Source organism: Ruegeria sp. G2 (assembly GCF_056533505.1).
The window spans coordinates 672,910-687,182 of record NZ_JBQFON010000001.1; the positions used below are offsets into that span (position 1 = coordinate 672,910).

Annotated in this window: 10 protein-coding genes; 3 read left to right on the plus strand and 7 right to left on the minus strand. The window is 54.1% G+C overall.

Features of this window, described 5'->3' with window-relative positions; genetic code table 11:
* The first annotated feature begins 42 nt into the window (after nucleotides 1-42).
* Both typA and ACR0DU_RS03355 read left to right on the plus strand, forming a co-directional pair.
* A complete protein-coding gene (typA, locus tag ACR0DU_RS03350; protein WP_170470428.1) occupies nucleotides 43-1,860 on the plus strand; it encodes a translational GTPase TypA in 1,818 nt (605 codons plus the stop codon).
* 437 nt (nucleotides 1,861-2,297) lie between these two features.
* A complete protein-coding gene (locus tag ACR0DU_RS03355; RefSeq protein ID WP_480872465.1) occupies nucleotides 2,298-2,891 on the plus strand; it encodes a hypothetical protein in 594 nt (197 codons plus the stop codon).
* 165 nt (nucleotides 2,892-3,056) lie between these two features.
* Here the strand turns inward: ACR0DU_RS03355 and ACR0DU_RS03360 are convergent, their stop codons facing one another.
* The 4 genes from ACR0DU_RS03360 to recA all read right to left on the minus strand — a co-directional run bounded on the left by ACR0DU_RS03360 (nucleotide 3,057) and on the right by recA (nucleotide 8,231).
* Nucleotides 3,057-3,581: a transglutaminase-like cysteine peptidase gene (locus tag ACR0DU_RS03360; protein ID WP_480872467.1), complete on the minus strand. Its 525-nt coding sequence runs from the start codon at nucleotides 3,579-3,581 to the stop codon at nucleotides 3,057-3,059.
* Between the two features lie 447 nt (nucleotides 3,582-4,028).
* Nucleotides 4,029-4,316: a DUF1330 domain-containing protein gene (locus ACR0DU_RS03365; RefSeq protein WP_010440216.1), complete on the minus strand. Its 288-nt coding sequence runs from the start codon at nucleotides 4,314-4,316 to the stop codon at nucleotides 4,029-4,031.
* A 1-nt stretch (nucleotide 4,317) separates the two neighbouring features.
* Entirely contained in the window at nucleotides 4,318-6,987 is a 2,670-nt protein-coding gene (gene alaS, locus ACR0DU_RS03370; protein WP_480872469.1) for an alanine--tRNA ligase, read from the minus strand.
* 179 nt (nucleotides 6,988-7,166) lie between these two features.
* Nucleotides 7,167-8,231, minus strand: a complete 1,065-nt coding sequence (gene recA / locus ACR0DU_RS03375) for a recombinase RecA (protein ID WP_010440218.1) — start codon at nucleotides 8,229-8,231, stop codon at nucleotides 7,167-7,169.
* Between the two features lie 190 nt (nucleotides 8,232-8,421).
* Between recA and ACR0DU_RS03380 the strand changes: the two genes are divergently transcribed.
* Nucleotides 8,422-9,015, plus strand: a complete 594-nt coding sequence (locus ACR0DU_RS03380) for a gamma-glutamyl kinase (RefSeq protein ID WP_480872471.1) — start codon at nucleotides 8,422-8,424, stop codon at nucleotides 9,013-9,015.
* 5 nt (nucleotides 9,016-9,020) lie between these two features.
* Here the strand turns inward: ACR0DU_RS03380 and ACR0DU_RS03385 are convergent, their stop codons facing one another.
* The 3 genes from ACR0DU_RS03385 to guaB all read right to left on the minus strand — a co-directional run bounded on the left by ACR0DU_RS03385 (nucleotide 9,021) and on the right by guaB (nucleotide 14,103).
* Nucleotides 9,021-11,327 carry a two-component system sensor histidine kinase NtrB gene (locus ACR0DU_RS03385; RefSeq protein ID WP_480872473.1) on the minus strand — a complete coding sequence of 769 codons (2,307 nt, stop codon included), beginning with the start codon at nucleotides 11,325-11,327 and terminating at the stop codon, nucleotides 9,021-9,023.
* 104 nt (nucleotides 11,328-11,431) lie between these two features.
* Entirely contained in the window at nucleotides 11,432-12,595 is a 1,164-nt protein-coding gene (locus tag ACR0DU_RS03390; RefSeq protein ID WP_480872475.1) for an RsmB/NOP family class I SAM-dependent RNA methyltransferase, read from the minus strand.
* Nucleotides 12,596-12,654: 59 nt separating this feature from the next.
* The gene (gene guaB / locus ACR0DU_RS03395; protein WP_170470449.1) at nucleotides 12,655-14,103 is read right to left on the minus strand and encodes an IMP dehydrogenase; all 1,449 of its coding nucleotides are present in this window, start codon (nucleotides 14,101-14,103) and stop codon (nucleotides 12,655-12,657) included.
* Between the last annotated feature and the right edge of the window lie 170 nt (nucleotides 14,104-14,273).

Consider the following 14,273-nt stretch of genomic DNA (forward strand, 5'->3'; position numbering starts at 1 on the left):
GTTATGCGCCGAGCCAACTTCCCGTTCAAAGGTTGACCTCTCATGGACCTGCGCAATATCGCAATCATCGCTCACGTGGACCACGGTAAAACGACCCTGGTGGATGAGCTTCTTAAACAATCCGGCGCTTTCCGCGAGAATCAGGCCGTTGCCGAGCGCGCAATGGACAGCAATGATCTGGAACGGGAACGTGGCATCACCATTCTAGCCAAGGCGACTTCAGTCGAATGGAAAGACACTCGTATCAACATCGTCGATACCCCCGGCCACGCCGATTTCGGAGGCGAGGTCGAACGCATCCTCAGCATGGTGGACGGAGTTGTTCTTCTGGTCGACGCCGCCGAAGGTCCCATGCCGCAGACCAAGTTCGTGACCTCCAAGGCGCTGGCATTGGGACTGCGCCCCATCGTTGTATTGAATAAGGTCGACAAACCGGATGCCGAACCAGATCGCGCGCTGGACGAATGTTTTGACCTTTTCGCCAACCTTGGTGCTGACGACGATCAGCTTGATTTTCCCGCTATGTATGCCTCGGGCCGTTCAGGTTGGGCAGATATGGAATTGGACGGTCCGCGCAAGGATCTGACTGCCCTTTTCGATCTGATCGTCGATCACGTCCCCGCCCCCAAGCAAATTGAGAAAAAAGACGAGCCGTTCCGAATGCTTGCCACCACGCTTGGCAGCGATCCTTTCATCGGCCGCATCCTGACCGGTCGTGTCGAGAGCGGAACGTTGAAAGCGGGTGACAGCCTCAAGGCGCTCAGCCGTGACGGAACATTGATCGAGAATTTCCGTGCGACAAAGATTCTCGCGTTCCGTGGTCTCGCACAACAGCCTATCGATGTGGCCGAAGCCGGGGACATCGTCACCATTGCGGGAATGAGCAAAGCCACGGTTGCGGATTCTTTGGTTGCTCCGCAAGTAAACGAGGCTTTGCCCGCTCAGCCGATAGATCCACCAACGATCACCGTCACCTTCGGCATCAATGATTCTCCGCTTGCAGGCCGAGACGGTAAAAAGGTTCAGTCCCGCGTCATTCGTGATCGTCTAATGAAGGAGGCTGAATCAAATGTCGCCATCCGCATTAGCGATACACCCGGTGGTGAAGCCTTTGAGGTCGCTGGCCGTGGCGAACTCCAGATGGGCGTTCTGATCGAGAATATGCGCCGCGAAGGGTTCGAACTCAGCATCTCGCGCCCGCAGGTTTTGTTCCGCGACGAAGACGGTCAACGCCTTGAGCCCATCGAAGAAGTCACCATCGATGTCGATGACGAATTCTCGGGCTCGGTGATCGAGAAGATCACCGGAGCACGCAAAGGTGAACTGGTCGAGATGCGCCCCGCAGGAGTTGGCAAAACCCGCATCATTGCCCATGTCCCATCACGTGGTCTAATCGGATATCACGGCGAGTTTCTGACCGACACGCGCGGGACCGGTGTTCTGAACCGCGTTTTCCATGGATGGGCTGCCCACAAGGGATCGATCCCCGGTCGTCGCGCAGGCGTCTTGATCTCAATGGAAAAAGGCCAAGCCGTCGCCTACGCCTTGTGGAACCTGGAGGAACGTGGACGCATGTTCGTGGGGCCGCAAACCGATGTCTATCAAGGCATGGTGATCGGTGAACATTCTCGTGACAACGATCTGGAAGTGAACCCGCTTAAAGGCAAGAAGCTGACCAACGTACGCGCCAGCGGATCGGATGACGCGGTGCGCCTGACGCCTCACATAAAATTCTCTTTGGAAGAGGCGATCGCGTATATCGACGATGACGAACTGGTTGAGGTGACGCCAAATGCGATCCGGCTTCGTAAACGCTATCTGGATCCACATGAGCGGAAGAGAATGGCACGATCTGCGTAGGTCCTGCAGTAACTCAGTTCACACATACGCAACAATGGCCCATTCGTGGCAAATTTGCGTCAATATGGAAATAGTCCAGAAATCTAGAGCCCGCCAATTTGGCGGGCTTTCTATTTGTTTTTAAACGCCTTTCCCTTGCGTAAGCCAATATTGATCCTTGTGCACTCATCATTGGCCACTTGAAAATAAGGCCTAAAAAGGAGATTTTGTGTTCAAAGTGTGGCGCCGCACGAGTATACGGCGAGTTAGTTAATGAGTATCTAAGGAGAAATGCTATGCGCATTAATTCCAAACTATTTTCGATAGTATTTGTTGCTTCTACATTCCCGTTTATATCTGCTGGTACTGCGCAGGCATCTGAGATGTGTACTGTAAAGACGGCAAAGCAATCCGTGTCCTCAAACACCCTTTGCGCCTGCGACGTCGTAAGTTCTCGGATGATAAAATACATCCAACGTCGGGCGGATTTTGAATCCATTCTGGAGCAGACGCTGCTGGATTGCCCTGCATTTGCATCCCTGCTGACCGACCTTCCGACAGCATCGCTTGGCCTGGCGGATCGACGTTCCGGCGATGGTCCTGATGATGAAAACCCTCGCGGTGGCAACGAGCCAGACGGTGAGCGGACATCTGACGACGACGATAGCCCCAAGGGCGGTGACAATCCGAGAGGCGACAATAATCCCAAAGGTGGTGACGATCCCAAAGGTGGTGACAATCCCAAAGGTGGTGACCCCGAAGATACGAATACCGATCCGCGCGATATACAAGACATCCTAAGAGAAAAGCGGCAAGCAGCTTCAGATTTGCACGCTCAGGCGGATTCGTACGAATCAAAAGCTCAGTGGCACGAGAACAAAGCTGAAATTCGTGACCAAGAACAAAACCCGGAAGGTGCCGCAGAGCAAAGAAGCGAGGCCGAGAAATATCGGCAGCTGGCTCTTGAATATCGGAACTCGGCCCGTGAAATGAGCGATGGTGCGCAGGAAATGGAGGAAGCACATCAGCGGGCAGAAGAGTTTACCCGTTAGACCCTGCGAGTACAGGCCACCGGTCTGAAGATTGGCGGCAAAGTCTAGTTAAGACGAAATACTAGTTAAGACGAAATAAACGGGCGCTGTGCAGATTCACGCGCCCGTATCTTTTGATCTCATTACCACCATTTGGATTTCAAGGCCGATACTCCTAGCTGCGCGTTAGCTCCGCCCATAAACCCCAACCCATTTGCGTGGCTGCTTCGGATCCTGCATGCGCAGGAACAGATAGCGCGTCTCTGACCAGGGCTTGATCCGGTTTGTGAGATTATCCAGAACCAGATCACCCTGGCTTGAACGGTAGACCAGCACGGCATGAGAGTTTCTGCGGGTATCCAAAACAGTCGCGATCAATAGTTTGCGGGGATCGATTCCTGCATTGATCAAATCACGCTTTTTAAGCAGGGCAAAATCTTCACAATCCCCGCCAAGAGATGTCGGTAGGGCCCACATCTCGCGGGTCTTGTACTGCCTTTGGTCGGTGACCTCTCGCGTCGACGCATTTACGCGACGGTTGATCTGCTTTACGAGCTTCAGTTCTTGTGCGCTGGAAAGCGAAGCGGCTCCCTTTTGAGCACAAGCCCATGCGTATTGACGACACAACTGCTGTGCCCCTGTCGGCGGAGGCGAGGCAACAACGCTTTGAATGAATGCGGCATCACGGGCCGAGGCTTCTGAGGCGATCATTGTCGAACTTGCGATCAACACGGCCAAACTGATGCGTCCACAGAACTTCGCTGTGTATTCGCAAAATGCATTCAGGGTAGTGCCTCTGGTCGTCATGTCTGTCCCTCAGATTAGATTTAATCCAGACGATTGGCGCTTCGTGAAGTTCATTGAGTTCGAACGGAAAATATCCGGCGAAATCGGTACTTACGCAATCATTGAATAGTTTGAGGGGGGAAAACGGCGGAAAATCGTCAATTTCCATGACCATTTTTGCACAAGATCATGGCAGTCGCCGCCACATTCGTATTCTCGCTGTGGAGGGATTGTTAGAATTCTCAGATTATAATATTGTTATTATTGTATTTTTTGCAAATTGAAGGATACGCGCGCCCGCATCCCGAGGCCACACGTAAAATTAAGCCGTCGGAACTTCCGTTCCGCTGGTCCAAAGAATCAGGATGACACTCACTCAGTGATTTCGACTACAACCAGCTCACGTTCGCTGGCGCCTCGGGCATGATCCAGTGCTTGTTGGTAAGCGGGTGAATTATAGCACTCAACTGCAGCCTCAACCGAGGGGAAACGGGCGACCACATTACGCGGACGTTCCTTGCCTTCCAACTGCACGTACCGCGCGGCACGGGCTATGAACTCACCGCCATGGGCGGCGATCGCAGGACCTGCCAGCTCGGCGTATTTTCCGTATGCATCGGCATCAGTCACAGTGACATGAGCAATCCAGAGTGCAGGCATCTTATCCTCCCAAAACCTGTTCCGCGGCTTTTATGGCTGCTTCTACGTTAGAGGCATCTTTGCCTCCGCCTTGTGCCATGTCAGCCCGACCACCACCACCCTTGCCGCCAAGTTCGGCAACGGCAGCGCGAACCAGATCCACGGCTGAAATTTTGTCCGTCAGATCCGGTGTAACACCGGCGGCAACGGCAGCTTTTCCACCTGTATCTGCGATTAGCAACACAGCACCTGAGCCCAACCGGTTTTTGTGCTCATCGATCAGCGTTGGCAGGTCCTTTCCGGACACGCCGGTCAGTGATTGGGCCAGGAAGGCCATACCATTGACCTCTTTTGCTTCAGAGCCGCCCTGCCCTGCGCCACCAGCCATCGCCAGATCACGGCGCAGTTGAGCAACTTCGTTTTGAAGCGATTTACGCTCATCCATCAACGATTTCACACGCGCAACAACATCATCCGGCTGTGCTTTCAACTCCAAAGCAATAGCGCCGAGACGCTGATCCTGAGCCGACAGGTGATTGAAAGCTTCTTCCCCAGTAAGAGCCTCAATCCTGCGCACACCTGCGCTGCTGGCGCTGTCGCCGAGAAGGACAAACGTACCTATGTCACCCGTCTGGCGCACATGGGTGCCGCCACACAATTCGATCGACCAGGTCTCACCATCCTGCCCTTTGCCGGTAGGTGCCTTACCCATCGACACGACACGGACCTCATCACCGTATTTCTCGCCAAACAACGCCTGTGCACCCAGCGCGCGGGCATCGTCTGGCGTCATGATACGCGTCTCGACAGCCGAGTTCTGGCGAATAAAGGCATTCACCTCACGCTCGACCTTTTGAATCTCTTCCCGCGTCAAAGCCTTTGAGTGGCTGAAATCAAACCGCAATCGGTCGGATGCATTTAATGAGCCTCGCTGAGCCACATGATCACCCAGCGTTTCACGAAGGGCTTCGTGCAACAGGTGCGTCGCTGAATGGTTTGCGCGAATGGCCGTACGTCTTGCGTGATCGACTTCAAGCTCAACAGCGTCACCTGTCGAGATTGATCCATGTTCAACTGTCACCTTATGAGCATAGACCTTCCCGTCGGCAAATTTTCTGGTGTCGTCAACACGGGCAACGTCTTTTCGTTCATCGAGCCTGCGGATTTCACCTGTATCGCCAACCTGACCACCGGCTTCACCATAAAACGGCGTCTGGTTAACCACGACCCAGCCACTGCCGCCTTTCTCAATACTATCGACCAAGGCACCATCGACTACCAGTGCAGCCACCTGACCTTCGGCTTTTTCCGTGTCGTAACCAAGGAAATCGGTAGCGCCGGCGGAATCTAACACATCGAACCAGACAACCTGATCAGCTGCTTCGCCAGAACCAGCCCAGGCAGCGCGCGCCTTTGCTTTTTGTTCGGCCATAGCGACATCAAACCCGTCAGTGTCTACTGTACGTCCTTTCTCGCGCAGCGCATCCTGAGTGAGATCGAGCGGGAAACCGTATGTGTCATAAAGCTTGAATGCCGCATCACCCGGTAGCGGATCACCTTCCGACAAACCAGAGACCTCGTCATCAAGCAGTTTCAAGCCGCGATCCAATGTTTGTTTGAACCGCGTTTCCTCCAGCAGCAATGTCTCTTCAATCAGAGGTTGCGCCTGACCAAGTTCGGTGTATTGCGCGCCCATCAGTTGAACCAGAGTTGGCACCAAACGGTGCATCACCGGATCTTTCGCCCCCAACAAATGCGCATGGCGCATCGCACGACGCATAATACGACGGAGAACATATCCACGCCCATCATTTGACGGCATCACCCCATCAGCGATCAGGAAAGATGTCGAACGCAGGTGATCCGCAATCACACGGTGATGCACATTCTGATCCCCATAAGGATCAACTCCGGTGGCCTCCGCGGAAGCCTCGATCAGTGTTTTGAACAGATCAGTGTCGTAGTTGTCATGACTGCCCTGAAGCAAGGCACCAATACGTTCCAGTCCCATGCCAGTATCGATCGACTGCATATCGAGCTCGACCATCGAGCCGTCTTCGAACTGCTCGTTTTGCATGAAAACGATGTTCCAGATTTCGATGAACCTGTCGCCATCTTCTTCGGCGGAACCCGGAGGGCCACCCCAGATGTGATCGCCGTGATCATAGAAAATCTCGGTACATGGGCCACATGGCCCGGTTGGACCCATTTGCCAGAAATTGTCATTGGTGGCGATGCGAATGATCCGGTCTTCGGGAACTCCTACCTTCTTCCAAATTTCAAAGGCTTCATCATCGGTATGATAAACCGTCGCCAGCAGGCGGTTCTTGTCGATCCCAAATTCTTTGGTGATCAGCTCCCACGCAAACGGAATCGCTTCCGGCTTGAAGTAATCTCCGAACGAGAAATTTCCCAGCATTTCAAAGAACGTATGATGGCGTGCGGTATAGCCCACGTTATCTAGATCATTATGCTTGCCACCTGCGCGCACACATTTCTGCGCTGTGGTTGCACGATGATAATCGCGAGTTTCTACGCCGGTAAACAGGTTCTTGAATTGAACCATACCTGAGTTCACGAACATCAAAGTCGGATCATTACGCGGCACCAATGGGCTGGACGCAACCACTTCGTGGCCTTGCTTGGCAAAGTAGTTCAGAAAGGTCGAGCGGATATCATTCAGCGTGGGCATTTGGGCTCTCTCAACGCGCATTCATAATGGTCTGCGAAGGTTTAGCCCTCTGTCCAAGGAGTGTCCACAGCATTGGACGACCCAAACGAAACAAGGCGGCTCCCTTGAGCCGCCCCGTTCTACGTATTCTAAGCACTATAGGAGTGCCGGGGGATTTCTGCTGATGCCGTCAGAGTGCATTACGCTTCGAGGATATCATCCTCTTCCGCCTCGGGGGGCATTTCAAAATCCAGACCGTGGGCCGCGCGAATCTTGTCTTCGATCTCCAACGCGGCGCGGGAATTGTCACGCAGATATTGCTTGGCGTTTTCACGTCCCTGCCCGATCCGCTCGTCGCCATAGCTGAACCATGAACCTGACTTTTCAACCACTCCGGCTTTAACGCCCAGGTCTAGCAATTCGCCCATCTTGCTGATGCCTTCGCCATACATGATGTCAAATTCCACCTGCTTGAACGGCGGCGCCACCTTGTTCTTCACAACCTTGACGCGGGTCTGGTTGCCGACCACCTCGTCGCGATCCTTGATCGCGCCGATGCGGCGGATATCCAGACGGACCGAGCTGTAGAACTTCAGTGCGTTGCCACCGGTCGTGGTTTCCGGGCTGCCGAACATCACGCCGATCTTCATCCTGATCTGGTTGATGAAGATCACCATGCAGTTCGAGCGATTGATCGAGCCGGTCAGTTTGCGCATTGCCTGGCTCATCAGCCGGGCCTGAACGCCCACGCTGCTATCGCCCATGTCGCCTTCCAACTCGGATTTCGGCGTCAGGGCCGCAACCGAGTCGACCACAACCATGTTCACCGCACCAGAGCGCACCAACGTATCAGTGATCTCGAGCGCCTGTTCACCGGTATCGGGCTGCGAAATCAGCAGTTCATCCAGATCAACACCCAACTTGCGGGCATATTGCGGGTCAAGTGCATGTTCTGCGTCTACAAAAGCGCAAACACCGCCACGTTTTTGCTGTTCAGCAATGCAATGCAGTGTCAACGTGGTTTTACCCGAACTTTCAGGCCCGTAGATTTCAACAATCCGCCCCATCGGTAGCCCACCGATACCCAACGCAATATCCAGGCCCAGTGAGCCGGTTGAGCTTGCCTCGATATCCTGCTTGGAATCCTCGCCCAACTTCATGATCGAGCCCTTACCGAACTGCCGTTCGATCTGAGCCAATGCGCTGTCGAGCGCCTTTTGCTTGTCTGCGTTTTTCTTGTCGCTCATCGTCAGAAGATCCGCCATTGTCCTGTCACTATCCCTTTTGTCACACCCTTTGACGGGCGGCAATCGCTGCTTTGTTCGCCTCTTGTTCCTTATGGGACCAAAAAGAGAACATTTCAACTAAAACTTATGAAATTCAGTCTTAGGCAATTGTGTTAAAGAGTCGTTTACGACAATCTGCCAATCGAAAAGCGTTGTAGAGAAAAGATAAATGCTTGTTTTTTATGAAGAGCGTCTCGCGCTTTTGTCCGTCCCCAAAACCGGCAGCACAGCTTACCAATCTGCTCTGAAAGACCGTGCCGATATCGTTGTCTCAGGTCCAACTGAATTAAAACACGCAAACATGCGCCGCTTTGACCGGTTCTATCAAACCATGTTCAAGAAGCTGTTTGACACTGAAATGGAGGTTATGGCCGTCGTCCGAGAACCCATCGACTGGTTAGGGAGTTGGTATCGATATCGCACGCGGCAAGAATTGAGAAATCATCCACACTCTACTCAGGGGCTTGATTTTGAGGCATTTGTAGTTGCCCATATGCAGAAATCCCCTCCGGCCTGTGTGGATGTCGGACGCCAAAGCGAATTCTTAATGCCCCGCAGCAATGGTGCCGGATTGAGCCACGTGTTTAAGTACGAAAACCAAAGCAAGATACTCGATTTCCTACGAAATCGCCTGAACTTCGACATACAACTTCCGCAAGAGAACGTTTCGCCGAAGCTCAAGCTTGAACTCTCGAAAGACACAGACCAGCAATTTCGCAGCTTATTCGCAGCGGAATTTGCACTGCATCAATCTGCTGAATAACGGCGTCAGTTGAGTTGCTGAAACACCGCTTCGGTCAACTGCGTCAATGAAAATGGTTTTGGCAGAAAGGTCGAGTTTTCAATCTCGGGACCGGATTCACCAAATGCGCCTTCCGTATAGCCGGACATAAAGACCACCCGGACCTCGGAGCGCGTTTTCATTGCCTCGCGCACCCAGGTCGGACCATCCATGCCAGGCATCACCACATCTGTGACAAAAACGTCGACCGTGAGATTTGGGTCCTCCAACATATGCAGCGCATCCTCGGCTGATTCCGCCTCAAGCACTGTGTACCCCTTCAGACGCAGCGCACGCGTGGCAAAAGCGCGGACGGGGGCTTCGTCCTCGACTAACAGAACAACACCTTCACCTTGCCGCGGCTTTTGCTCTTCGGGGGCCTCTGGTGTTATCGGTTCAGATGTCTGCGCCGCAGCACTGACAGGAAGAAGAACGGTAAATTCGGTACCCGTACCGGGTACGCTGTCCACGAATATGAATCCTCCGGTCTGTTTTACAATGCCGTATACCGTCGAAAGACCCAGACCTGTCCCTTCTCCGGTGCGCTTGGTGGTGTAGAAAGGTTCGAATACCTTTTGCAGCTTGTCCGGAGGGATACCTATGCCGCTGTCTATGACCTTGACCATCACATACTCGCCCGGCAGCACTGTCGCCCTGTCGCGCGAATAGGCCCGCTCTAGATTCAGAACTTCGGTTTCGATCCGAATCTCACCGCCGTCGGGCATCGCATCGCGCGCGTTTACAACCAGATTCATCAACACCTGCTCAAGCTGTCGTTTGTCGGCACAAACCGGCTTGAGCACGGGATCATGGCTGAGCGTCAAGCGGACCTTCTCGCCCACAAGGCGATTCAAAAGGTGGATCAGATCGGAAATCGTGTCTCGCAAATCCAACACCTCGGGCCTGAGGGTTTGCTTTCGCGAAAATGCAAGCAACTGACTGACCAGAGCGGCAGCGCGGTTGGCATTCTGGTTGATTTGTACAAGGTCACCATAATTCGGATCATTTTGGTCGTGGCGCAGCAACAGAAGATCGCAATGCCCTGATATTGCGGTCAGCAGATTGTTAAAATCATGCGCAACCCCACCTGCCAACTGGCCCACGGCCTGCATTTTTTGCCCTTGAACGAATTGCGCCTCAAGCGTTTTTAACTCGGTTGCGTCATTCAGAACTGCGATCAGATTTACCTGACCGTCACTCACAATGCGAGACAGCGTGACCTGAACGAACACTTCTTTGTCTTTACGGGTAAGGCGCAGAAACTCTGACTTTGGAGCAGAAGTCTGTTCAACCGTACGAGCGAGCCAATCCCGAATCGAATAGCCAAGCCCGTGCATAACCTCGTCAATTCTGGATTCGCCCAGCCGAACCTCACCCACCAGTTCGATTGCAAGGTGGTTGGCTTCGATGATCTCACCATCGGGCGCCAATCTCATGATCGGGACCGGCAAATCAGCGAACGAAGTTGCCTCGTGTTTTGCACCGCTATCATTGATCGGGGTCAAAATCAGTTCGCGTGCAATTCCGCTTCGGCGTAACTGAGAAACCAGGACAGTTTTATCACCCTCGGGCGTCACTACTCGAATTGCACTGCCAAGCCCGCCGGGATCGCCCAGCACAGCATTCTCTGGTGATAACTCTGCAAACGTGGCGGGCGTGCGGCCAAAAAATTTTGCAGCTGCATCATTGGTGTTTAGAATAACTTCATTCCGACCAATGGTGATGACCGGTAACCCGACATTTCGCCAGGCTTGCTCAGCCTCTAATGCGAAGCGCCAGCAATACCAATCTTGATCCAGTTTCGATACCGTCACCGGTATGGTTTGACCACGTGTGACTACATCCTCCTCAGCTTTTACCCGCGACCGGAGCTGAGTTTGAAGACGCAGCAGAATCGCCGCCGGATTGGCGAATACAGATCGCAAAGCGTCATCCAGTTGTTTCTCTGGTATGGCATCAAGGCCGAGGCTGGCCTGCGAATTGACCAGGACTATTCGGCCATTTTGATCCGTAACGATACAGGCTGCGGTATCTTGTTCCAAAAGCGCTGCAATCACGCCTTTTGTACGCTGCTCAATCTGCTTGGCGATCCAATTGCCTAAGATTGCAAACCCAACAACCGCAAGAAAAGACAGACCAACGGTTGCAACACCAGTGTTCCATTGTTTTGGAAGGACACCCAAGGCAGCAAGCAGGCAGAGAAGAAGGGCAATCAAACCCAAAGACACATAGCGCCCGCGATCAGATACGACCCGATCTGACAAACGGGGAAACGCTTGGGGAACACTGGGCATAAAGCAGCTCTTGTTAAGACTTATTTGACCAATATCGGCCCACAATCGTTAATTGCCGCTTAATAAATCAGCGGTGAGAACTCCTTTAAGTTGTTTGATCGGATCTAGGTTCTAGTCAAGTGGGCCGAATAAAATCCATCCGCCCCGTGTGAAACCAGCCACGTACCCCGAAACCCAGACCGCCAATCCGAATGCTCTTGCAGAAAACTGTCCACTATCGCGTCGTTTTCGACAGACAGCATTGAACATGTGGCATAAGCAATCGTACCTGCGTCTGCGGTCAATGGAGCGACGCTCTTCAAAATCATTGCCTGAATGCGGGTAAGTTCCAGCAAGCGCTCAGGCGTCAGCGCCCATTTCCCCGCGGGCGAACGGCGCCATGATCCGCTTCCAGAACAGGGCGCATCCACCAGAACGATGTCAAAAGGCGCCTGTCCTGATACCTGATCCGAGGTCAGCAGCGAAATTTCAGCGCGCGCCCGCTTTGCACGTGCAGGCAAATCTGCCATGCGACCTGGATTGATATCATGCGCAAAAACCTGAACGCCTTCGGCCCTTGCCGCCAAGGCCAAGGTTTTGCCACCACCACCGGCGCAATAGTCCAGAACCCTCATTCCAGGTTGCAATTCCAACGCTGCTGTAACGGCTTGGCTGGCGGCATCCTGCAGCTCGATTAAACCCTCAAGATATGGATTGCATTGTGAGATTTTTCGAGCACCAGCGGTGACTTCCAAAGCAGTGTCACACGCTGGGTGAGGCTGCGCCACTATGCCTTCATCCGAGAGGCATTGGATGATTTCAACCGGATCAGCTCGCGACCGGTTCACCCTCAAATGCACCGGGGCCCGCCCCTGCAATGCAGATGCGGCTGCGTTGGCCTCATCTTTCAACGACGCCTTGAATTCGGGCCACAACCAATCAGGGATGTCGAGGGCTTCGGCCTCGGTCTGGAAACCTCGGTCTTTCTCGGCATCTGTTACCGAGGTTGGCGCATATCGCGCGCCCGAGAAGTACTGAGCAAGATCCTGACCCGATGATCGCATCGCGCCGATCATCAAGCCCCGCCCTGTTTCAGCCCCACCACGCGCGGCAAAGGATCGTTTGCAGCGTAACGCATCAAATACGTGATCGCGGATTGCCGCACGATCTTTCGAGCCCGCAAACCGACTGCGCCGCGCCCAACCTGTCAACGCTTTCTCGACTGGCGCTCCGGCCAATATCTCATCGAGGATGTCGATCGAGGCCTGAACTCGGGCTGCGGGTGTCATAGCTGGGTCCGTTTGACTTTGTCATAAACTTCGATGCCCAGATACGAGCACCATAGCGGTTACATGATCCGATAGTTCGGGCTTTCGCGCGTAATCTGCACGTCATGCACATGGCTTTCCTTCAGGCCTGCACCGGTGATTTTGACAAAGTTGCAGTTGCGACGCATTTCATCCACCGTTGCGCATCCGGTATAGCCCATTGCTGCGCGCAAGCCGCCAACCAGTTGATGCACAACCGCACTGGCGGACCCTTTGTAGGGCACCTGACCCTCGATCCCCTCGGGAACCAACTTGTCGTTGGCTGCATCCTTCTGAAAATACCGATCCGCCGAGCCGCGCGCCATCGCGCCCAAACTTCCCATGCCGCGATAGGATTTGAACGAACGGCCCTGATACAAGATGACCTCACCCGGACTTTCGTCTGTGCCAGCGATCATCGAACCAACCATGGCACAAGATGCCCCCGCCGCGATCGCCTTGGCGAAGTCACCCGAGAATTTGATGCCACCATCAGCAATGACTGGCACGTCACCTGCTGCTGCCGCACAATCCATGATCGCAGTTAGTTGGGGAACCCCAACACCAGCGACCATCCGCGTTGTACAGATCGAGCCGGGCCCGATGCCCACCTTGATCGCGTCTGCACCCGCATCGATCAGCGCTTTGGTGGCCTCGGCGGTGGCAACATTACCAGCAATGATCTGAACCTCGTTCGACAGCGTCTTGGCGCGTTTCACCGCGTCCAGAACCCCCTGCGAATGACCATGCGCGGTATCTACAACGATGATATCAACCCCGGAATCGACCAGTTGCTCAGACCGTTCAAAACCCGCGTCCCCGACAGAGGTCGCTGCAGCTACGCGCAGACGGCCCAACCGGTCCTTGCAAGCTGTAGGATTCAGCACAGCCTGTTCGGTGTCTTTCAGCGTCAGCAATCCGGTCAGCTTGCCCTCGCCATCGACGACCAGCAGCTTTTCGATCCGACGGGCACGCATCAGGCTTTTAGCTTCTTCCAGATCGGCCGGCTCTTGCAGCATCGCCAGGTTGTCCGAAGTCATCATCGCTTTGATTGGCGTATCGTCTGAGGTCGCAAAGCGCATGTCGCGGTTGGTCACGATCCCCACGACCCGGCCACTTTCATCAACTACAGGAAAGCCGGTGAAATTATAGCGTTCGACCAGCGCCTGTGCATCAGCCAGCGTCTGATCCGCGCGCAATGTCACAGGATTGTAGACGATCCCGGATTCGAACCGTTTCACGCGCCGCACCTCTCGGGCCTGCTCCTCGACCGACAGGTTCTTGTGCACAACGCCGATGCCCCCGGCCTGCGCCATGGCAATGGCCATACGCGCCTCGGTTACCGTGTCCATTGCCGAGCTAAGCAGCGGAATGTTCATAGTGATCTCGCGCGTCACACGCGTGGTTGTATCCGCCGTCGCCGGAAGCACAGAAGATGCGCCCGGAACAAGAAGTACGTCGTCAAAGGTGAGTGCCTCACGAATCTGCATCTGAAAACCCCATGCAAAAGCCCGTTTGACGGTGACCCTATTACATGGATTTCACCCGAGGGAAAGCCCCGAACCCAAGTTGTTTTCCCCTGCGGGCTTCTGCCACGCCCGAAAACGACGCAAGCAATGCAAAACGTGCCGCTGAATGCCCTTTCCCTTTGCGTTCAAAC

Coding starts and splice junctions, on each gene's coding strand:
- ACR0DU_RS03385 (WP_480872473.1), bottom strand. CDS start 11,327: ATGCCCAGTGTTCCCCAAGCGTTTCCCCGTTTGTCAGATCGGGTCGTA.
- ACR0DU_RS03365 (WP_010440216.1), bottom strand. CDS start 4,316: ATGCCTGCACTCTGGATTGCTCATGTCACTGTGACTGATGCCGATGCA.
- ACR0DU_RS03360 (WP_480872467.1), bottom strand. CDS start 3,581: ATGATCGCCTCAGAAGCCTCGGCCCGTGATGCCGCATTCATTCAAAGC.
- alaS (WP_480872469.1), bottom strand. CDS start 6,987: ATGCCCACGCTGAATGATATCCGCTCGACCTTTCTGAACTACTTTGCC.
- typA (WP_170470428.1), top strand. CDS start 43: ATGGACCTGCGCAATATCGCAATCATCGCTCACGTGGACCACGGTAAA.
- guaB (WP_170470449.1), bottom strand. CDS start 14,103: ATGCAGATTCGTGAGGCACTCACCTTTGACGACGTACTTCTTGTTCCG.
- ACR0DU_RS03380 (WP_480872471.1), top strand. CDS start 8,422: ATGCTTGTTTTTTATGAAGAGCGTCTCGCGCTTTTGTCCGTCCCCAAA.
- ACR0DU_RS03390 (WP_480872475.1), bottom strand. CDS start 12,595: ATGACACCCGCAGCCCGAGTTCAGGCCTCGATCGACATCCTCGATGAG.
- recA (WP_010440218.1), bottom strand. CDS start 8,231: ATGGCGGATCTTCTGACGATGAGCGACAAGAAAAACGCAGACAAGCAA.
- ACR0DU_RS03355 (WP_480872465.1), top strand. CDS start 2,298: ATGATAAAATACATCCAACGTCGGGCGGATTTTGAATCCATTCTGGAG.